This is a genomic window from Methylobacterium sp. SyP6R, assembly GCF_019216885.1.
Classification (GTDB): Bacteria; Pseudomonadota; Alphaproteobacteria; order Rhizobiales; family Beijerinckiaceae; genus Methylobacterium.
The window spans coordinates 5,513,115-5,532,623 of sequence record NZ_JAAQRC020000001.1 but is presented as its reverse complement, the minus strand read 5'-3'; the positions used below and the strand labels follow the sequence as shown (position 1 = coordinate 5,532,623).

The window sequence follows — 19,509 nt, the reverse complement described above, 5'->3', positions numbered from 1 at the left end:
AGCCGTACAGAAATACCTTCCGGCCGGGCCGCAACAACTATCCAAGGATCGGGGATGTCGGATTCGTCGACCCTCTCGCGGGACCCGTCCGGCCGCGGCGAAGCCGTCTCCGGGCGGCAGGCTTCACCGGCCGGAAAACCCGATCCGCGTCCGCGCTCCGACACGGGCACGATCGTGATCCACTGGGTCGTCGTGATCGCGATGGTGGCGAGCCTGATCACGGGCCTGCGCATCTCGGCCGACGCGCCCGTCGCCCGCACCGCGAAGCTGCTGGCGCCCCTGCTGCCCCAGGGCGAGGTCTGGACCGTCCACTTCGTGGCCGGCCTCACCCTGTTCTTCGGCATCACCGCCTATCTCGTCTACCTGGTGCGCGGCCGCCTCACCGACCGCAACGGCCCCTCGCGCCTGCGCGCGCTGCGCGTCGGCGGACGGACCAAGGCGGCGCGCAAGGCCCGCTGGGGCGCGGTCAACGTCGCGCTGCACTGGCTGATCTACGCCGTCGTCGCGGTCCTCACGGCGACCGGCGTCGCGCTCTATCTCGGCTATGGCGGATGGGTGGTGTGGCTCCACGCCACCCTGGCTCTGGTCGCGCTCGCCTACATCGCCGTGCACACGCTGGCGCATTTCCTGTACGGCGGCCTGTGGCAGCTCCTGCGCCTGTTCCGGCCGGCACCCCTGGCGGACGAGGGTCTACGCCGCCGCCGGCCCCTGCTGGGGGCGATCGCGCTCGGCGTCCCGGTCGTCGCCGCTCTGGCATGGGCCGATCTTGCCGGCCGCTCCACCCTGGTGATCGACAAGGTGGCGACCGGTCCCGATCTCGGCCGGCTCCTCGACGATCCGGTCTGGCGCGCCGCCCGGCCGGTCTCGGTGCGGACGATGCAGGGCGCCAATTTCGGCGGCACCGGCGAGACCACCGTCGAGATCCGCGCCGTGCGGGACGACGCCAAGGTCTACTTCGCCTTCCGCTGGTGGGACCCGTCGCGGTCGCTCAAGCGCGTCCCGCTGATCAAGCGCGAGGACGGCTGGCACGTCCTCGACTCTGATGCCGCGCGGGCGGACGTGACCGCCTATTACGAGGACAAGCTCGCGGTGATCTTCTCGCGGTCCGACGCCTTCGGCAGCGGCGGCGCGACCCATCTCGGCCCCCGGCCCCTGCCCGACGCGCCGGCGCCGCTCAACGGCCGCGGTTACCACTACACCACGGACGGTAGCTACATCGACATGTGGCAGTGGAAGGCGGCGCGGGGCGGCATGCTCGGCGTGGTCGAGGACATGCATATCGGGCCGCCGACCGACCCGACCGCAACTGAGCGCGCGGTCAAGGGCCGCTACCAGGCCGGCTACTGGGGCGATCCCGGCACCAGCGCCTATCGCTACAACTTCCGGTTCGAGGGCCCGGGCGGCTACGCGGCCACCGTCGAGCCGCTGCGGCTGCCCAAGGACTGGCGCGCCACAGTGGCGGCGCTCGGCACCGTCGACCTGTCGCCCGATGCCGGCGCCTCGGAGGGCGCCCGGTGGTGGATGGTCGAGGCGAGCGAGACGGTCCCCTACTCCGCCGCCCTCGACGCGGAGATCCCGGCCGGCACGGTGATGCCGGGCGTGCTGCTCACCGACGGCTATACCGGCGACCGCGCCGGCATCTCGGCGGCGGCGCACTGGGCCGACGACCACTGGACGCTGGTGGCCTCGCGCAGGATCGCGACCGGCAGCAAGTACGACGTCGACTTCCTGCCCGGCAACACGTTCTACCTCTACGTCTCGGCCTTCGACCACACGCAGACGCGGCACACGCGGCACATGCGGCCGGTCGAAGTCCTGCTGCGCTGATCCGGAAATGCCGGCCATGGCCGGACCGGTCGCCCTCGTGATCAACGGCCGGCGCGTCGCCGCCCGCGCCGGCCAGACCCTGCTCGATGCCGCGCTCGCCGGCGGGCAGGTCATCCCGCACGATTGCGCCACCGGGCAGTGCGACACCTGCCGGGTGCGGGTCCATGCCGGGACCGTCGACGATGCGGGCACGCGTCTCGGCGACACCGTGCTCGCCTGCCGGGCGCGGCTCGCCGCCGGGACGGAGCCGGAAACCGTCATCGAGTTCGACGAGGTGCCGGACACCGTCCGGCGCCGCGGCAGCATCGAGAGCGTGGTCGCGCTGACTCCCGACATCGTCGAGGTCACGGTAGCCCTGCGCAAGCGCCTCGTGTACCTGCCGGGGCAGTACGTGCGGGTCACCTTCGCGGGCCTGCCGCCGCGGGATTACAGCCCGACGCTCCGCGCCGACGGGTCGGGCGAGTTGAACGAGCTGATCTTCCAGATCCGGCGCCAGGACGGGGGCGCCGTCTCGCCGCATCTCGGACGGCGGATCGGCGCAGGCCACGCGGTGACGATCGAGGGGCCGTTCGGCCACGCCTTCCACCGGCTCGGGCGCGGGCGCCTCGTCGTCGTCTCGTCGGGGGTCGGCTGGGCGCCGGCCTGGGCGGTGGCGCGGGCGAGCCGCCTGCGCGAGCCGCAGCGCGACCTGGTGGTGGTCGCCGGCGGGCGGCACCCGCACAACCTCTACATGCGCCCGGCGCTCGATTGGCTGCGCGACCGCGGGGCCTCCGCGATCCTGACCTGCAGCGGCGAGGCCCCGCCGGCCGATGCGCGGCCGGGCCGGCCGACCTTGCATCTGCCGATGCTCACGGCGGCCGACACCGTCCTGGCGGCCGGCGCCCCCGGCATGGTCGCGGCGGTCCAGTTCCTGGCAGCAGTCGCTGGTGCGACCTGCCACGCCGACCCGTTTCATCCGGCCGGGCGCAGTACCGATGCCGATGATGTGCCGGACACAAACTTCATCCGGCGATTCCTTCAGCGACTTTCAGGTAATCGAAGCACCCAAGCCGATTCTCCTGCCGAGTGATTTTTTAACCAATAGCCTGTGAGCCGATATTCGGCGGTTGGAATCTCACGACGTAAGCTGCAGAATGCGCCCATGGCCCAAGCATTCGCGCGTTTCCGGCGGATTTCCGCCGTCCTCCTGGCTCTCGCCCTCGCGACCGGCGCGCGGGCGGAGGATCTCGCCGTCGTCGGAACGGGCGACGGGATCGAGATGCTGCAGGCGCTCGCGACCGCCTATAACGGCCAGGCGGGCGAAGCCCGCGATACGGCCAGCCAGGCGGGCGAAGCCCGCAGTTCGGCAAACCAAGCGGGCGACGCCCGCATTCCGGCACAAGCGGGCGAAGCCCGTAATCCGGCAGTGGCGGCCGGGATCCGCATCACGGTCCCGCCGAGCATCGGCTCCGGCGGGGCGGTGGCGGCGGTGGGGGGCGAGCGCGAGAAGCTCGGCCGGATCGCGCGTCCGCTCACCGAGGCGGAGAAGGCCCAGGGCCTCGTCGAGGTGCCCCTAGTGCGCATTCCCTCGGCGATCTTCGTCCACCGGGATGCCGGCGTCACGGGCCTGACGCACGACCAGGTCGCGGACATCTTCTCGGGAAAGATCGAGAACTGGAGCGCGGTCGGCGGGCCCGACCTCAAGATCCGGGTGGTCCGGCGCGAGGAGACGGACAGCACGCTCGCGGTGCTGCGGGCGAGCATGCCGGGCTGGCGCGCCCTCGCCCTCACCAGCCGTTCGAAGACCGCGACCACGACCCAGGACGCGATCGAGACCGTGCGGCAGACGCCCGGCGCCATCGGCTTCGGGCCGTTCTCGCCCACGCTCGCGCAGGACATGACGGTTCTGACGATCGACGGCAGCGCCCCGCGCGACGTCAGGTATCCGAGCGCCGTGACCCTCTCGCTGATCTACAAGACCGCCACCCGGGACGAGGCTTCCTCCGCCTTCCTCGCCTTCGCCACGTCCGACCGGGCGCGGCACCTGCTGGCGGAGCGGGGCGGCGCTCCGCTGGCGCCGTGATCGCCCCCCTGTTCCGATTGTCCCTGATCCGGCGCTCCATGCTCCGGCGCTCACTGCGCGCGCGCCTCGTCGGCGCCACGCTCTCGACGGTCGCACTCGCGCTCGCGGGCCTCGTCGGCCTCGTCGTGCTCCGGTCCGGTCAGACCCTGAGCGAGCAGGCCCAGGAGGTGTCGCGCTGGTCGGAGAGCCAGCTGTCCGGGCGCCTCCGCAGCGATGCCAAGCTCGCGGCCTCCCGGCTCCAGATGCAGCGCGAGGATGTCGAGCGCCGCTTCGCCACCCTCGCCAGGCGCTGGGACGTATCGAAGGCGGTGTTCTCCGGCAACACGGTGGCGGCCTCCGAGCTGATGCGGCCCGCCCTGGCGCTCGCGGACATCGACGGGGTGATCGCCTTCGACCGGAACCTGCGTGCGCTCACCGCCGACCGGGTCGACGCCGACCTCCTGGCGGCCAATGCGGGCCTCAAGAGCACGCCGCTCGCCGCGGCCCTGCGCGGGATGATGGACCGCAACGATCCCGAGCGCTCGACCGGCTTCGTCCAGACCCTGCGCTGGGATGCGGGCCTCGCCCGGGCGCTCGCGGCGGAGGAGAGCGGCTCCGTCGTCGACGTGCTCGGGCAGCCGCTCTTCGACGATTTCGGCGAGGTGATCGGCGCCCTCGTCGGCTACCGCGTCCTGCGGGCGCGGGAGCCGACGCTGGAGGCCTTCGCCTCTTTGAGCGGTCGCGACGTGCTGATCTTCTCAGGGCCCCTCCTCCTCTCCTCGGCGGGGGCCGAGATCCCGGGCGCGGCGCTCGGCGAGGCGTCGGGGGCGGGGCTGCATCCGGTCACCGGCTCCGGCAAGGTCGCCCGGTGCATTCCCCTCGCGCAGGGCCTCCGGCTCTGCGCCGCGGCGCCGCTCAGCGAGCTCGAGCAGCTCGCCGGCAAGGTCGTGGGCATCGGCGAGGAGAGTTCCCGGTCGCTTTTGCGGACGCTCGGCGCCGCCGCGGGCTTCACCCTGTGCCTCGTCGCGCTCGTCCTGCTGCTCCTGTCGGGACGCATCACCCGCCCGCTGGTGCGGATCACCCAGACGGTCGCCGAGGTGGCGCGCGGGAACTGGCACGTGGCGGTGCCGGAGGTCGGCCGCCAGGACGAGGTCGGCGACATCGCCCGCGCCGTCGTCGTCCTCGAGCACTCCCTGGCGGAGCGCGACCAGCTGCGCGGCGACGTCTTCCGGCAGAACGAGATCCTGACCGAGCGCGAGGGCCAGTTGAAGGAGCAGAACAGCCGGTTCGACGCGGCCCTGAACAACATGTCCCAGGGCCTGTGCCTGTTCGGCCCGCATGGCCGCCTCAAGGTGTCGAACGCGCAGTTCCTGCGCATCTACGCCATTCCGCCGGGCGCGCTCGACGGCGATCCGACTCAAGGAGAGGTCCGACGGCTCGCCGGCCTCGCGGAGGCGGAAACCGACACGCGGGGCCGGACCGAGACCGCGACCCTCGCGGACGGCCGCTGCGTCGAGATCACCGTCGAGCCGATGGCCGATGGCGGCTGGGTCGAGACGCACGAGGACGTGACCGCGAGCGTGCTCGCCCAGGCGCGGATCACCCATCTGGCGACCCACGACGCGGTGACAGGGCTGCCGAACCGCGTCCTCCTGGCCGAGCGCCTGGCCGAGGCCGTATCGGAGCACGCCCGGGGCGGCCGCGCCGTCGCGGCGATCTGCCTCGACCTCGACGACTTCAAGAGCGTGAACGACACGCTGGGCCACCCGGCGGGCGACGAGCTGCTCCGGCAGGTCGGGCGCCGGCTGGCGGCATCGAGCCCGCCCGGCAGCACCGTCGCCCGGCTCGGCGGCGACGAGTTCGCCGTGGTCCTGCCGGGGTCCGACCTGCCGGGATCCAGCTTGCCGGACGAGGCGCTCCGCCTGGCGCAGGAGGCCCTGCGCCAGCTCAAGCGCCCGTTCCTCATCGCCGATCAGCTCGTCTCCGCCGAGGCGAGCCTCGGCATCGCGGTCTCGGGCGCCCAAGATCCCCGGGACATCGACGACGGCGACCACCTGCTGCGCCGCGCCGATCTCGCGCTCTACGTTGCCAAGGCCGAGGGCGGCCGGCGCGTGCGCGTCTTCGAGCCGGACATGGAGGAGCGCCAGCACCAGCGCCGCTGGCTGGAGCGCGAATTGAAGCTCGCGATCGAGACCGGGCAGATCGCCCTGCACTACCAGCCCCTGTTCGACCTCGCGACGAACGCGGTGACCGGCTTCGAGGCGCTGGCGCGCTGGACCCATCCGGAACGCGGGCCGATCTCGCCGGGCGAGTTCGTCCCCGTCGCCGAGGCGACCGGCCTCATCGACGCCCTCGGCCTCACCGTCCTCAGGACGGCCTGCGCCGACGCGATGACATGGCCCGGAACCCTGCGCGTCGCGGTCAACATCTCGCCGCTGCAGTTCCGCAAGGGCGACCTCGACCGGGTCGTCGAGCAGGTCCTGCGCGCGACCCGACTGCCGAGCCAGCGCCTCGAACTCGAGATCACCGAATCGGTGATCCTGAGCCAGGACCGGGCGACCCACGCCATGCTGACCCAGCTGCGCCGCCTCGGCGTGCGGTTCTCGATGGACGATTTCGGCACCGGCTACTCGTCCCTGAGCTCGCTCAACAGCTTCCGCTTCGACAAGATCAAGCTCGACCAATCCTTCGTCCGCAACCTGACCGAGCGGGACGAATCCGCGGCCATCGTCCATGTCGTGGCCGAGCTCGGCCGCATCCTGAAGATCACCACGACGGCCGAGGGCGTCGAGACGGCCGACCAGCTCGCCCGGCTGCGGGCGAGCGGCTTCTCCGAGGTCCAGGGCTTCCTGCTGAGCCGGCCGATCCCCGCTGCCGGGGTGGCCGAGTTCCTGCGAGGGCGCAGCGGCCTGACGGCGGCGGCCTGAGGCGGGGATCAACGGCAGGGATGCACCCGCGCCCCGATCCTTGACAGGTTCGCGACAGGTTCGGCCGCTAGCGCGGGTCCCAACGAATCCTGGAGGAAACCGATGCAGGTGACGGACCCGCGCCTGCCCGCCTCACCCCGCCGCCTCACGGCCTGAACGCGGCGCCTGCTCACCGCGGAAAAGCCCCGCGCGAGCCCCCGGCAGCCGGAATGGCAGGCCCCTTATACCAACGGTCGCTGGAAACGACCTTTGGTTCCGCTCTCGAATTTTTGCCAAGCCTCTGGCTTGAAATCGAAAATTCGAGATGGATCAATGGCCCGATGCGTCAGCATCTTGGGCCATTGGTATTACATCGAGATCGCCACGCGCAAAGGCCCGTCCCGGGGGCGCATCGGCAAGACCGTTGCCCGACGAGGAAGGCCGGTCGACAAGAACACGAACCGTCAAAAATACGACTCAGCAACGACATTTTTGGGAGGAACCACCGATGACATCGGGGACTGCAGATCTCGCCAAGGCTCATGAGACGACACCGGCAGACCGGACGACCGTGCCGGGATCCAAGAAATTCTGGCCGCAGGGCTGGTGGCGGCTGATGGACATCAAGATCGGGATCATCCCGATCCCGGTCTACCTGATCCTGGTCGCGCTCCTGACGATCCTGACCTTCGAGCGCGAGATCAAGGCCGACGCGCCGACGATGATCGCCGTCCTGGTGCTGGGCGGCTTCACCTGCGCCGAGATCGGCAAGCGGCTGCCGATCCTGCGCAACATCGGTGCCGGTGCCATCTTCGCCACCTTCATCCCCTCGGCGCTCGCCTACTACAAGCTGATCCCGCCGCAGATCGAGAAGTCGATCATCGACTTCACCAAGTTCACGAACTTCCTCTACCTGTACATCGCGGCGATCATCGTCGGCAGCATCCTCGGCATGGACCGTGGCGTGCTGATCAAGGGCTTCCTGAAGATCTTCGTGCCGCTCGGCATCGGGTCGATCGCCGCCGGCCTCGTCGGCACGCTGGTCGGCACGGCGCTGGGCCTGGGCGCCTACCACACCTTCTTCTTCATCGTCGTGCCGATCATGGCCGGCGGCGTCGGCGAGGGCGCGATTCCGCTCTCGATCGGCTACGCGGCGATCCTCGGCGCGTCGCAAGGAGACCTGTTCGCCCAGGTGCTGCCCCCGGTCATGCTCGGCAGCCTCACGGCCATCGTGTTCTCGGGCATCCTGAACTTCGTCGGCAAGAAATACCCGCACCTGACCGGCGAGGGCCGGCTGCAACCGGGCGAGCACGACGACATGGATCCCAAGGACGAGGCGGTGACCGCCGAGAAGGGCGGCAGCGCCATGGACGTCTCCACCATCGCGGCGGCGGGGCTCACGGCGGTGACGCTCTACCTGCTCGGCGTGATGCTGCACCACGTGATCGGCCTGCCGGCTCCGGTCGCGATGCTGTTCCTGGCAGTGCTGGCCAAGCTGTCGAGCGCCGTTTCTCCCCACCTGCAGGCGGGCGGCTTCGTCGTCTACAAGTTCGTGCAGACGGGCATGACCTATCCGCTGCTCTTCGCCATCGGCGTCTCGCTGACCCCGTGGGACAAGCTGATGTCCGCCTTCACGGTCCCGAACCTGATCACCATCATCGCGACGGTGTTCACCCTGATGGCGACCGGCGCCTTCGTCGGCCGCCGCCTCGGCATGTACCCGATCGAGGCCGCGATCGTGAATGCCTGCCATTCGGGCCAGGGCGGCACCGGCGACGTCGCCATCCTCACCGCCGCCAACCGCATGCAGCTGATGCCGTTCGCCCAGATCGCGACCCGCATCGGCGGCGCCGTGACGGTCACGACGGTGCTGATCGTGATGCGCTGGATCGCCTGACCGGAAACGTCTGAGGATCGAGCGCCGGGATCAGCGGCCCGACCTCCGGCGCCCGCATCACCACCCCCATCACCGCGACGGCGGCGGCCCCCGCCTCGCGGCAGGATGCGGCCGTGCCGGGATCGATGCCGCCAAGCGCCACGACCGGCATCACGCCCGCCGCCTCCCGCAAGACCGCCAGTCCGAGCGCCGGCCCGTAGCCCGGCTTGCTGGCGGTCAGGAAAATCGGGCTCAGGGTCACGTAATCCGCCCCGGCCTCCCGGGCGGCCCGCACCTCGCCCAGGGAATGGGCCGAGACGCCGAGCAGGGCGCCGCGCCCGAGGCGGGCGCGAGCCGGCGCCACGGCGGCGGCCTCGCCGAGCTGGATGCCTGCCGCACCCACGCGCGCCGCCAGTTCCACGTCGCGCCCGATCGTCAGCGCCCCACCCACCCGCGCCACCTGGCCGGCCAGGATCTCGGCCAGGGTCGCGCGCTCCGGAGCTGGCAGGTCGCGATCGCGCAGCCAGATCCAGCGGGCGCCCGCGATGAGGCAGGCGGCGACGCGGGTCTCCATGGGCTCGGGGCAGCCGTGCCGGTCGGTGACGATCAGCAGGCGCGCGGGCAGGCTCACGAGCCGACGAGGCCGAGCTGCGGGCTCGACGGCTCGGCACGCGCCCGACGCGGGATGCGGCCGGCGAGATGCGCGAGGCGACCGGCTTCGACGGCATGGCGCATGGCGCGGGCCATCCGCACCGGATCGTCGGCCTTGGCGACGGCGGTGTTGAGGAGCACCGCGGCAGCCCCGAGTTCCATCGCGATCACCGCGTCCGAGGCGGTGCCGATACCGGCATCGACGATCACCGGCACGGGCGAGCGGCGGCAGATCAGTTCGAGATTGGCCGGGTTGGCGACCCCCATCCCGGAACCGATGAGCGAGCCCATCGGCATCACGGCGGCGGCGCCGAGATCGGCGAGCCGGCTGCACACGACCGGGTCGTCGTTGCAATAGGGCAGCACCGTGAAGCCGGATTCGACCAGCTGGCGGGTGGCCTCGATCGTCTCGGCGACGTCGGGATAGAGCGTCTCGCGGTCGCCGATCACCTCGACCTTGATCCAGCTGGTGCCGAGCGCCTCGCGGGCGAGTTCCGCCGTCATCACGGCATCGCGGGCGGTCTCGCAGCCGGCGGTGTTGGGCAGGAAGCGCGCCCCTTTGAGACGCGCCACGGTGTCGGAGCCGTGGCCGTGGAGCGAGATGCGGCGGATCGAGACCGTCACCACCTCGGCCGCGCTCGCCCGCACCGCCTCGCTCATGATGGCCTGCGTCGGATAGCCGGCGGTGCCGATGAGGAGGCGGGAGGACAGGGTCGTGCCGGCGATGACGAAGGGATCGTCGGGGGTGTCGGTCATGGAAATTCCTCAGCGTGTCTGAAAAAGTTAGTTCCGTCGCTTCACCGATTCCCACCCGCGACCTCATCCTGAGGTCGCGATTTGGATTCGACAACATTTTCGAGTTCTGTCGAGAAGCCCCGCACATCACTATTTTCGCGAATGAGCTTCTCCTGCACGCAATGCCGTCTGAACAGATGCTTGAGGCGACCCCAATCACTTCGGATCAGTGCTTCCTTCTTTGCACGTCCCCAGCCTTTGACTCGCCGCTCCATCGCGATCGCGTCCGTGATGCGCTCGAACATTTCGGCATAGACGAGTGTCACGGGTCGGCGCTCGCGCGTATAACCGGGATAGGTGCCGTCCTGGTGCTCGCCGAGACGCTTGTCGAGGGTCTCACCGCGTGCCGAGCCGACGTAGTAGCTGCCGTCGGCGCATCGAAGCATGTAGACGAAGGCGTTCATGAAGAATGGTCTCCGCCGACTGATCCGTTTCAAGGGATACCTGCAATCCAACACACAACCTCATCCTGAGGTGCGAACGAAGTGAGCCTCGAAGGAGGGCTCCAGGGATCGCAGCGATAGCTGGAGCCCTCCTTCGAGGTCAGTCGATCTTCGATCGACTGACACCTCAGGATGAGGTTCGTGGGTGGGATGAAGGAAAAGTCGGTGGTATCGCGCAACCCCATCGAACGACCTCACACTCACTACCCGCCCTGCATGGCGCGCACGATCTCGACGCGATCGTTCTCCGAGAGCGCCGTGCCCGCCCAGTCGCGCTGGCGCACCACCGCGCCGTTCAGCGCGATGGCGAAGCCCTGGGGGCCAGGCAGGTCGAGATCGGCGGTCTCCGCGCGCCAGAGGGCGTCGAGGGTGGCGGCCTCGCTGTCGCGGGGCTCGCCGTTCACGAGGAGCTTCATGCTGGGACTCCGGAAGCACGCGCGAACCGGGCGACGCCGAAGGGGGCGGCCACCGGCAGCGTCTCGCCGTGCAGGATCAGGGTGGAGACGGCCTCGGCGGTGACCGGCGCCAGGAGGTAGCCGTTACGGTGGTGGCCGGCAGCGAGCACCAGGCCGGGCAGGGCCTCGCCGAGGATCGGGGCGTCGTCGTCGGAGGTCGGGCGAAAGCCGCTCCAGATGCCTGAAACCTGCATCTCCTCCACCCCCGGCAAGGCACGGCGGGCGCCCTCCAGCAGGGCGAAGACACCGCCGGCGGTGAGGTGCGGATCGAAGCCGGTCTCCTCCACGGTGGCGCCGACGATGAGCGAACCGTCGCCCTTCGGCGCCATGTGGACCTGCTCGGTCCAGACCACATGCGCGAGGGAGCCGCTGCGCGGCGTCATCTGGAGCGCCATCGACTGGCCCTTGAGCGGGCGCACCGGGAGCGCGAGATCCGGCACCAGGCTCCCCTCCCCGGCCCAGGCGCCGGAGGCGAGCACGACGATACCGGCGCGCAGGGAACCCGCTTTCGTCTCGATGCCGGTGACCCGGCCGGCCTCGCGGACGAGCGCGGTGACGGCGGTCTCCTCGATCAGCCGGCCGCCGGCTCTACGAAACGCCTGGCGCAAGGCGGCCATCACCCGGGCAGGATCGACCTGGTGGTCGTCGGGACAGAACAGGCCGGCGGTGACGGTGGGGCGCAGGCCCGGCTCGCGGGTGCGCACCGCCGGTCCGGACAACCACTCGACGGCGAGGTGGTCGCGGCGCTGCAGGTCGTGGCGGAAGCGCAAGCGCTCGACCTCGTCGCGGCCCAGTGCGATGACGAGGGTGCCTTCGCGGCGGTAATCGATGGTCAGGCCGGATTCGGCTTCCAGCTCATCGCGAAAGGGATGCCAGAGGCGCTGGCTCTCGAGGCAGAGCGGCGACAGGATCTCGCCGCCCGGCTCGTGCTCGGCCGCGGCCGCCAGCATACCGGTGGCCGCGAGGCTGGCGCCGTCGCCAGCCCTGCCCCGCTCGATCACCGCGACGGCGAGACCGGCACACGCCAGACGCCACGCGATCGACAGGCCGATCAGCCCGGCGCCGATCACCGCCACGTCCGCGCGGTCCGGCAGCCGGTCGATGTCTGGGGTCTCGGACGGTCCGCCTCGCCGTCCGATCGTCTGCGCGTGCACCCTCGTCTCCACGGTGGCCCGAAGAGAGTGGACGGCGCCCGATTGCCGGATGATGCGCGCGCGGTCCTGACGGACCTGTCCAATCCCTACGCCGGTATGAGCCGGATCAGGTTCGAAGGATTTCCGCGCCGACCGGGCCAGAGGGGCCACAGGTCCAGCGGTGTCTCAGCCCCTTGCCGGGGATCTCCCTGGAACGGCCGGAATGTGGCGAGCCGGCTCGTGTTCGTCAACCGCCTTCGGTCAGGCCCCTTTCCCCGGACGATAGATCGCCATCTCCTCGGCGATGCCGTCGAGGGGGTGGGTGCCGAGGAGTTCCGGATCGCCCCACAGGAAGTCGACGAAGGGCTTCGACATCAGGAGCGGTTCGGACAGGACCTTGTTGAGCTTGGCGAGCCGGCTGGCGAGGTTCACGTCGCGGCCGATCACCGTGAAGTCGAGCCGCGCGCCGGAGCCGACATTGCCGTAGGCCGCCTCGCCGTGGTGGAGCGCGATGCCGATCTCGATGCGGGTGGGGAAGCGCCCGGCGCGGTTGGCCTCCTCGACCCGGCGGAGTGCGGCTTGCGCGGCCGAGAGCGCGCCTTGCGCCGCGCCGCCGAGATCGTCGCCGCTCTCGCGAAAGATCGCGAGAAGCCCGTCGCCCATGTATTTCAGCACCTCGCCGCCCTCGCTCTCGATCGGCGGGACGAGGCAGTCGAAATAGGTGTTCAGCAATTCCACCGAGGCCTCGGGGGTGAGCGCGTCGGTGAGGTGGGTGTAGCCGCGCATGTCGGCAAACAGGATCGCCGAGCGGATCCGCTCGACCTGGCCGCGGCGGATGAAGCCGGCCAGGATCGCCTGGTGCGGCCCGTCGCCGACATAGACCCGCAGCACGTGGTCGAGCCGGGCGTTGAGGCCGCGCATCTCCATCACCGCCGACAGGGTCGGGATGATGAATCGCATGATCGCCAGGTCGTCGTCGCCGAAGCCGCGCGGATCCCGGGTCGCGAAGGTGACGCCGTTCTTGGTCCCGTTGGTGAAGAACAGCGGCACGGTGATGTAATGGGTGTAGCCCGCCGCCTTGAGTTCGGGGATGATGCTGTAACGGTCGTCCGGCGTCTCGCGCAGGTCGAGGATCAGCCACTCGCCGGTGCCGTAGACATGGGCGAAGGGGCTGCGGGCGAGCGCCTGCTCGGTGACCTCGCCGTGCGGGAAGAGGCGGAAGCTGACGCCGTCCTCCCGGGTCCAGAACCGGCCGACGCCGGAATAGTCCGAGTGCAGCGCGTCGATGGCGGTGGTGGCCCGGTCGACCGGCACGCCGAGCGCGTTCAGCCGCTCGGCCATGCCGGCGAGGAGATCGCCGGATTCCGGCAGCCGCGCGCCTTCGCTGAGCAGCCAGTCGCGCAGGGCCACGCAATCGCGGAACAGGCCGATCGGGATGTCGCTCGCCTCCGATCCGTCCGCCGCGGCCGTGGGCATCGGAGCGGGGGCGGGGCGAGGCTGGTCGGACATGGCTCTGACATGGGCTCTGCGCCCTGCCAGGGCAAGGCTTGAGAGTAAGGCTTGGCAGCGGGCGACCGGCCCGCCGGATTGGCACTCGACCTTGGCACTCGACTTCGCGCCTGCTAAGGCTGATGTCGTCGCCGGGCTCCATCCCGGCAGGCCGTAAGCGTCTCACGTCAGGCAACGCACTCCCCGGGCGGTTTTATCGCCGGGCGGGTGCGCAATGCCTCGTCCGGGCCGATCGCCCGTTCCGAAAGACGTGCCATGCTGTCCTTTCCCGCTCCGCGCCGCTTGCCGGCCTCCGCCGCGCCGCTCCTCACCGCCCTGCTGCTGTCGGTGATGATGACGTGTATCGTCTCGGCAATCGCGACGTTGCTCAGCCTCGGGCCGACCCCCGACGCCTTGTGGCATTGGCCGCGGGCCTGGGGCGTCTCCTGGCTCGTCGCCTTCCCGACCCTGCTGCTCGTGCTGCCGCTGGTGCGGCGCGCCGTGGCGCGGCTCGTGGCGCCGTAACGAAGAAGGCCCGGGGGCGGTCGCCTCCCGGGCCTTCCTCGATCGATCATCGGGCCTTCAGTTGTCGAGGAAGCTCCGCAGCTTCCGCGACCGGCTCGGATGCTTGAGCTTGCGCAGGGCCTTGGCCTCGATCTGGCGGATGCGCTCGCGGGTCACCGAGAATTGTTGCCCGACCTCCTCCAGGGTGTGGTCGGTGTTCATGCCGATGCCGAAGCGCATGCGCAGCACGCGCTCCTCGCGGGGGGTGAGCGAGGCGAGCACCCGGGTGGTGGTCTCGCGCAGGTTCGACTGGATCGCCGCGTCGATCGGCAGGACGACGTTCTTGTCCTCGATGAAGTCGCCGAGGTGGGAATCCTCCTCGTCGCCGATCGGGGTTTCGAGCGAGATCGGCTCCTTGGCGATCTTGAGGACCTTGCGCACCTTTTCCAGCGGCATCGCCAGCTTCTCGGCCAGCTCCTCCGGGGTCGGCTCGCGGCCGATCTCGTGCAGCATCTGGCGCGAGGTCCGGACGATCTTGTTGATCGTCTCGATCATGTGCACCGGGATGCGGATCGTGCGGGCCTGGTCGGCGATCGAGCGGGTGATCGCCTGCCGGATCCACCAGGTCGCGTAGGTCGAGAACTTGTAGCCGCGGCGGTACTCGAACTTGTCGACCGCCTTCATCAGGCCGATATTGCCCTCCTGGATCAAGTCCAGGAATTGCAGGCCGCGGTTGGTGTACTTCTTGGCGATCGAGATCACCAGCCGCAGGTTGGCCTCGATCATCTCCTTCTTGGCCTGGCGGGCTTCGCGCTCGCCCTTCTGGACCATGTGGACGATCTTCCGGTATTCCTGGATCTCCAGGCCGGTCTCGGAGGCGAGCGAGATGATCTGCTCGCGCAGCGTCAGGATGTTGACCGCGCCGCGCTCGGTGAAGTTCTTCCAGCCCTTGCCGCCGAGCTTGGCCACCCGCTCGACCCAGTGCGGATCGAGCTCGTAGCCCTGGTAGTGGCGCAGGAACTCGTCGCGGGCGACGCCGTGATTCTCGGCGAGCCGCATCAGGCGGCCCTCATGCGAGATCAGCCGCTTGTTGATGTCGTAGAGCTGCTCGACCAGCGCCTCGATGCGGTTCGAGTTCAGCGACAGCGACTTCACGTCGGCGACGACGGTGTTCTTCAGCTCGGAGTAGCGCTGCCCTTGCGACTCGGAGGCCGCCGCGCCCTTCAGCCGGGTCTCGGCCTGCTCGGCCTGGACCTTGCGCAGCTTGCGGTAGTTCTCGGCGATCGCGTCGAAGGTCTCGAGCACGCGCGGCTTCAGCTCGGCTTCCATCGCCGAGAGCGACACGTTGTTCTCGAGGTCGTCCTCGTCGCCCTCGCCTTCCGGCGGGGTCTCGCCCTCGGCCTCCTCGTCGCCCTCAGCCTCGACCTCGCCCTCGGCGGGGCCGGCGCGGCCGTCGGGGCCGGCATAGGTGGCTTCGAGATCGATGATGTCGCGCAGGAGCACCCGGCCGTCGACGAGTTCGTCGCGCCAGATGATGATGGCCTGGAAGGTCAGCGGGCTCTCGCACAGGCCGGCGATCATCGCCTCGCGCCCGGCCTCGATCCGCTTGGCGATCGCGATCTCGCCCTCGCGGGAGAGAAGCTCGACCGAGCCCATCTCGCGCAGGTACATCCGGACCGGATCGTCGGTGCGGTCCGTCGGCTCCTTGGCGGTCTCGGCGCGCAGGGCCACGGGGCGCGCGGCGGCGACCTCGGCCACCTCGCCGCCCTCGCTCGCCTCTTCCTCCTCGGCGCCTTCCTGCGCCGGGGCCTCGCCCTGCTGCTCGTCGGCCTCCTCGGCCTCGACCACGTTCACGCCCAGCTCGGACAGCTGGCCGAGCACGTCCTCGATCTGCTCGGAGGTGAACTCCTCCTGGGGCAGCACCTCGTTCAGCTCGTCGTAGGTGACGTAGCCGCGCTTCTTGGCGAGCTTGATCATCCGCTTGACGGAGGCATCCGTCAGGTCGAGGAGCGGGCCGTCGGTCTGCTGCTCGGGGGCCGCCTCGGTCTCGTCTCGTTCCGTTGCCTTCGTCGCCATGCTCAGCCTATGCTTCCCGGTGTCGGCAGTGCCCGGGCGGGGGAGACTCCCGCCGTGCCGGCACCGTGATGTCTCGTCCGGCGGCGCACGAGCCGCCCCAGGATCTCACGCAAATGTGCAAGCCACTCGATCGACTTGCCGTTAACTAGTCCGGACGAAAGCTGCAAGCCGCGCGTGGCGTCAGGGCGATCCCGTCACGATTCCGCTTCCTGGGCCTCATCCGCCTCGGCTTCTGCGCCCGCCACTACGGAGAGGCGGGTCTTCACGTCGCGCAGCCAGGCGAAATTGGCTTCCGTCTCCTCGTCCGCCAGGGCGCGTTCGGCGGCCCGGAGTTCGCTATGTAGCGTTCCGGCCTTGCGGTGCAAGATCACGGCCTGCCGGAGCGCGTCCTCCAGCCGCACCGGATCGGCGTGCGGATCGAGCACCCAGCGGTCGCCGGGCCGCACCAGGCCGGCGATGCGGCCCGCTGCCGCCGTGAGGCCGGCCCGCTCCAGCCGCGCATCGAGGAACGTGGTGTCGCTCGCTCCCCCCTCCGCCGCGAAATCGAGGAGCACGCCGCGTAAGGAGCGGGCATCGGCGCCCTCGAACTCGATTTCGGCCAGTTCCTCGGCCTCGCGGGCCAGCAACTCGGGATGGACCAGAAGGGCAGCGACGATCAAGGCCTCTCGCGAGGACGAGCCGCCGGAGAACAGCGAGGAGCGGGCGAGCAGCGGGCTCGCCCGGGCGGTGAGCCGCGGCGAGACCGGCGCCGGCGGGGCGCCGCGGCCGCGCGGCACGAAAGGCGCGCGCTCGCGGTACTGGCGCTCGCCCCCGCCCTGCTGGCGGGCACCGCCATTGGGGCCCGTCCCCCGCAGGCGGGCCTCGATGTCGTCGCGGTAGTAGCGCTTCAGGGTCTCGTCGCGGATGCCGTTGACGATCTCGCGCAGGCGCTGGGCGAGGCCGGCCCGGCGCTCCGGCGTGTCGACCGGGCTCATCTCGGTCTCGCGCGACCACAGGACGTCGACCATCGGCCGGGCGCCGTCGAGCACCCGGTCGATGGCGCCCGGGCCCCCGGTGCGCAGGAGGTCGTCCGGGTCCTGGCCCTCCGGCATCAGGGCGAAGCGGAGCGATTTTCCCGGTTGCAGCGCCGGCAGGGCCACGTCGAGGGCGCGATAGGCGGCGCGGCGTCCGGCCCCGTCGCCGTCGAAGCACAGGATCGGCTCGTCGGCCATGCGCCAGAGCAGCGCGAGCTGATCCTCGGTGAGCGCGGTACCAAGGGACGCCACCACTTCCGGATGGCCGGCGAGCGTCATCGCGATGGCGTCGACATAGCCCTCGACCGCGATCACCCGGCCTGTGTCGTGCGCGGCTTTACGGGCGGCATGGTGGTTGTAGAGCATCCGCCCCTTGTGGAAGAGCGGCGTCTCGGAGGAGTTGAGGTATTTGGGCTTGGCATCCGGGCTCATGCCGCGGCCGCCGAAGGCCACGACCTTGCCCCGCACGTCGCGGATCGGGAAGATCACCCGGTCGCGGAACCGGTCGAACGGCACCTTGATGTCGTCGCCGGTGGTGAGCAGGTTCAATTCCACCATCATCTCGGCCGGCACGTCCCGGGCGGCGAGGTGATCGCGAAGGGCGTAGCGCTCCGGCGGGGCGTATCCGAGGCGGAAGGTGCGGCCGATCTCGCCGTCGAGCCCGCGGCCGGCGAGGTAGTCGCGGGCGCGGGCCCCCGCGCGACCGGCCAGCTGCTCCTCGAAGAAGGTGCAGGCGAGTTCCATCACCTCGAGCGCGCCGCGCCGCCGCGTCTCGCTCTCGCGCGAGGCCTCGCTCGGCGCCGGCAGGGCGACGCCGGCCTCGGAGGCCAGGCGCTCGACGGCCTCCGGGAACGAGACGCCTTCGGTCTCCATCAGGAACGTGAAGATGTCGCCGTGCTTGCCGGACGAGAAGCAGTGGTAGAACTGCTTCTGGTCGTTGACGTAGAACGACGGCGACTTCTCGGCGTTGAACGGCGACAGGCCGCGCCATTCCCGCCCCGCCTTCTTGAGGCGCACGCGCCGCCCGACGACCTCGGAGGCCGGCAGGCGGGAGCGGATCTCTTCGAGCAGGTGGGGGGGATAGCGCAAGGGTGGGATCCGATCGAGGGACCTGCCTTGTAGCGCGTCTTGGTCAGCGGAGTCCTAACGCGGTGGAATCGGGAATGACGGCGGCCATGAAGCCCCTCGCGCATGGGAAAGTCGTCTCGGGGCCGGATAGAGCTGTCCAGGTAACGGGAGAGGCGCGGGTCTCTCCTCTCCCCGCGGGCGGGGAGAGGGCTGTGTCTCCGTTCAGGAGACGAAGCAAGCGGAGGCGCAGCCGGAGCGAGGGTGAGGGGGTCTCGACAAGTGAGACTCTTCCGGAAACACCCCCTCACCCTCGCGCTTCGCGCTCCTTTCGCCCCCGGCAAGGGGGACGAAAGCCTCTCCCCGCCCGCGGGGAGAGGAGAGACCCGCGCCTGATTCTGAACGGGATTTTTTCCGGACGACCCTGGTATCCGCGGGCTCCGGGACGCCACCTCCTCGGCGTCCTCGCCCTCGCGGGCCTACTCCTCGGCGGGGCGGCAGCAGCTGAAATTCCCTCTGCCGAACGACGCTCCGGCTTCGACGAGATGGCGCCCGAGACCCGGGCGATGCAGGCCGACGACACCGCCAATCCCGGCATGCTCTGGGTGCAGGACGGAGCCGAGCTGTTCGCCCGGGCGCCCTCCCCCGGCGCGCCAGCCTGCGCCGGTTGCCACACCGAAGCGTCCCTGCAAGGCGTGACCGCCCGCTACCCGGCCTGGGACGCGGCAACCGGCCGGCCGATCGACATCGAGGGCCGGGTCGACCTCTGCCGCACCCGCCACCAAGGCGCGACGCCGCTGAAGCGGGAGGGCCGCGACCTCCTAGCGCTCACGGCGTATCTCGGCCATCTTTCCCGCGGCGCTGCCATCGCATCGCCGGACGATCCCCGCCTCGCGCCGGCCCGCGCCGAGGGGCAACGTCTGTTCACGACGCCGATGGGCCAGCTCGGCTTCTCCTGCGCCGCCTGCCACGATGAGAACCGCGGCCGGCGGCTCGGTGCCGCCACGATCCCGCAAGGGCATCCGACCGGCTATCCGCTCTACCGGCTCGAATGGCAGGATCTCGGCTCGCTGGAACGGCGTTTCCGCAATTGCCTCACCGGCATGCGGGCCGAGCCGTTCACGCCCGGCTCGGCGGAGGCGGTGGCGCTGACCCTCTACCTGATGCAGCGCGCCGCGCCCCTCCCCGTCGAGACCCCGGCCGTGCGTCCGTGACGGTGGCGGCGTGAGAGCCTCC

Annotated in this window: 15 protein-coding genes and 1 riboswitch; of the genes, 7 read left to right on the top strand and 8 right to left on the bottom strand. The window is 70.4% G+C overall.

What is annotated here, in order from left to right; translation table 11 throughout:
- Positions 1-54: 54 nt before the first annotated feature.
- The 5 genes from HBB12_RS25405 to HBB12_RS25385 all read left to right on the top strand — a co-directional run bounded on the left by HBB12_RS25405 (position 55) and on the right by HBB12_RS25385 (position 8,671).
- Entirely contained in the window at positions 55-1,827 is a 1,773-nt protein-coding gene (locus HBB12_RS25405) for an ethylbenzene dehydrogenase-related protein (protein WP_236991920.1), read from the top strand.
- A 16-nt stretch (positions 1,828-1,843) separates the two neighbouring features.
- Positions 1,844-2,896: a 2Fe-2S iron-sulfur cluster-binding protein gene (locus HBB12_RS25400; RefSeq protein ID WP_236991919.1), complete on the top strand. Its 1,053-nt coding sequence runs from the start codon at positions 1,844-1,846 to the stop codon at positions 2,894-2,896.
- 72 nt (positions 2,897-2,968) lie between these two features.
- Positions 2,969-3,889: a PstS family phosphate ABC transporter substrate-binding protein gene (locus HBB12_RS25395; protein WP_236991918.1), complete on the top strand. Its 921-nt coding sequence runs from the start codon at positions 2,969-2,971 to the stop codon at positions 3,887-3,889.
- A 38-nt stretch (positions 3,890-3,927) separates the two neighbouring features.
- Positions 3,928-6,795 (top strand): putative bifunctional diguanylate cyclase/phosphodiesterase, encoded by a 2,868-nt coding sequence (locus HBB12_RS25390; protein ID WP_236991917.1) that lies wholly within the window; start codon positions 3,928-3,930, stop codon positions 6,793-6,795.
- Between the two features lie 487 nt (positions 6,796-7,282).
- Positions 7,283-8,671 (top strand): 2-hydroxycarboxylate transporter family protein, encoded by a 1,389-nt coding sequence (locus HBB12_RS25385; protein WP_442919316.1) that lies wholly within the window; start codon positions 7,283-7,285, stop codon positions 8,669-8,671.
- Here HBB12_RS25385 and HBB12_RS25380 read toward each other — a convergent pair.
- The 6 genes from HBB12_RS25380 to HBB12_RS25355 form a co-directional block, all read right to left on the bottom strand.
- Positions 8,634-9,281 carry a thiamine phosphate synthase gene (locus tag HBB12_RS25380; RefSeq protein WP_236991916.1) on the bottom strand — a complete coding sequence of 216 codons (648 nt, stop codon included), beginning with the start codon at positions 9,279-9,281 and terminating at the stop codon, positions 8,634-8,636. The genes HBB12_RS25385 and HBB12_RS25380 overlap by 38 nt on opposite strands.
- Complete coding sequence (locus HBB12_RS25375; protein ID WP_236991915.1) at positions 9,278-10,057, bottom strand: thiazole synthase; 780 nt, start codon at positions 10,055-10,057, stop codon at positions 9,278-9,280. The genes HBB12_RS25380 and HBB12_RS25375 overlap by 4 nt, the downstream gene beginning before the upstream one ends.
- 41 nt (positions 10,058-10,098) lie before the next feature.
- Positions 10,099-10,500 (bottom strand): GIY-YIG nuclease family protein, encoded by a 402-nt coding sequence (locus HBB12_RS25370; protein ID WP_336886953.1) that lies wholly within the window; start codon positions 10,498-10,500, stop codon positions 10,099-10,101.
- Positions 10,501-10,742: 242 nt separating this feature from the next.
- On the bottom strand, positions 10,743-10,955 hold the full coding sequence (gene thiS / locus HBB12_RS25365; protein ID WP_236991914.1) for a sulfur carrier protein ThiS: 213 nt from the start codon (positions 10,953-10,955) through the stop codon (positions 10,743-10,745).
- Positions 10,952-12,148 (bottom strand): glycine oxidase ThiO, encoded by a 1,197-nt coding sequence (gene thiO / locus HBB12_RS25360; protein WP_236991913.1) that lies wholly within the window; start codon positions 12,146-12,148, stop codon positions 10,952-10,954. Before thiO ends, thiS begins: the two co-directional genes overlap by 4 nt.
- Before the next feature lie 65 nt (positions 12,149-12,213).
- Positions 12,214-12,347, bottom strand: a riboswitch (TPP riboswitch).
- Positions 12,348-12,388: 41 nt separating this feature from the next.
- Positions 12,389-13,636 carry an adenylate/guanylate cyclase domain-containing protein gene (locus HBB12_RS25355; protein WP_236991912.1) on the bottom strand — a complete coding sequence of 416 codons (1,248 nt, stop codon included), beginning with the start codon at positions 13,634-13,636 and terminating at the stop codon, positions 12,389-12,391.
- Between the two features lie 255 nt (positions 13,637-13,891).
- Here HBB12_RS25355 and HBB12_RS25350 point away from each other — a divergent pair, with 255 nt between their 5' ends.
- Positions 13,892-14,140: a DUF2798 domain-containing protein gene (locus tag HBB12_RS25350; protein WP_236991911.1), complete on the top strand. Its 249-nt coding sequence runs from the start codon at positions 13,892-13,894 to the stop codon at positions 14,138-14,140.
- 57 nt (positions 14,141-14,197) lie between these two features.
- Here HBB12_RS25350 and rpoD read toward each other — a convergent pair whose 3' ends face one another.
- Together rpoD and dnaG are read right to left on the bottom strand one after the other, a co-directional pair.
- A complete protein-coding gene (gene rpoD, locus HBB12_RS25345) occupies positions 14,198-16,195 on the bottom strand; it encodes an RNA polymerase sigma factor RpoD (protein ID WP_236991910.1) in 1,998 nt (665 codons plus the stop codon).
- 194 nt (positions 16,196-16,389) lie between these two features.
- On the bottom strand, positions 16,390-18,297 hold the full coding sequence (gene dnaG, locus HBB12_RS25340; RefSeq protein WP_236991909.1) for a DNA primase: 1,908 nt from the start codon (positions 18,295-18,297) through the stop codon (positions 16,390-16,392).
- Between the two features lie 521 nt (positions 18,298-18,818).
- Between dnaG and soxA the strand changes: the two genes are divergently transcribed.
- Positions 18,819-19,487 carry a sulfur oxidation c-type cytochrome SoxA gene (gene soxA, locus HBB12_RS25335; RefSeq protein WP_336886952.1) on the top strand — a complete coding sequence of 223 codons (669 nt, stop codon included), beginning with the start codon at positions 18,819-18,821 and terminating at the stop codon, positions 19,485-19,487.
- The last annotated feature ends 22 nt before the right edge of the window (positions 19,488-19,509 follow it).

Bases quoted from the DNA above. Each gene is read 5' to 3' on its own strand.
- HBB12_RS25350 (WP_236991911.1), top strand. From the start codon at position 13,892: ATGCTGTCCTTTCCCGCTCCGCGCCGCTTGCCGGCCTCCGCCGCGCCG.
- HBB12_RS25400 (WP_236991919.1), top strand. From the start codon at position 1,844: ATGGCCGGACCGGTCGCCCTCGTGATCAACGGCCGGCGCGTCGCCGCC.
- soxA (WP_336886952.1), top strand. From the start codon at position 18,819: ATGGCGCCCGAGACCCGGGCGATGCAGGCCGACGACACCGCCAATCCC.
- HBB12_RS25395 (WP_236991918.1), top strand. From the start codon at position 2,969: ATGGCCCAAGCATTCGCGCGTTTCCGGCGGATTTCCGCCGTCCTCCTG.
- HBB12_RS25405 (WP_236991920.1), top strand. From the start codon at position 55: ATGTCGGATTCGTCGACCCTCTCGCGGGACCCGTCCGGCCGCGGCGAA.
- HBB12_RS25375 (WP_236991915.1), bottom strand. From the start codon at position 10,057: ATGACCGACACCCCCGACGATCCCTTCGTCATCGCCGGCACGACCCTG.
- HBB12_RS25385 (WP_442919316.1), top strand. From the start codon at position 7,283: ATGACATCGGGGACTGCAGATCTCGCCAAGGCTCATGAGACGACACCG.
- HBB12_RS25370 (WP_336886953.1), bottom strand. From the start codon at position 10,500: ATGAACGCCTTCGTCTACATGCTTCGATGCGCCGACGGCAGCTACTAC.
- thiS (WP_236991914.1), bottom strand. From the start codon at position 10,955: ATGAAGCTCCTCGTGAACGGCGAGCCCCGCGACAGCGAGGCCGCCACC.
- HBB12_RS25390 (WP_236991917.1), top strand. From the start codon at position 3,928: ATGCTCCGGCGCTCACTGCGCGCGCGCCTCGTCGGCGCCACGCTCTCG.
- rpoD (WP_236991910.1), bottom strand. From the start codon at position 16,195: ATGGCGACGAAGGCAACGGAACGAGACGAGACCGAGGCGGCCCCCGAG.
- HBB12_RS25355 (WP_236991912.1), bottom strand. From the start codon at position 13,636: ATGTCCGACCAGCCTCGCCCCGCCCCCGCTCCGATGCCCACGGCCGCG.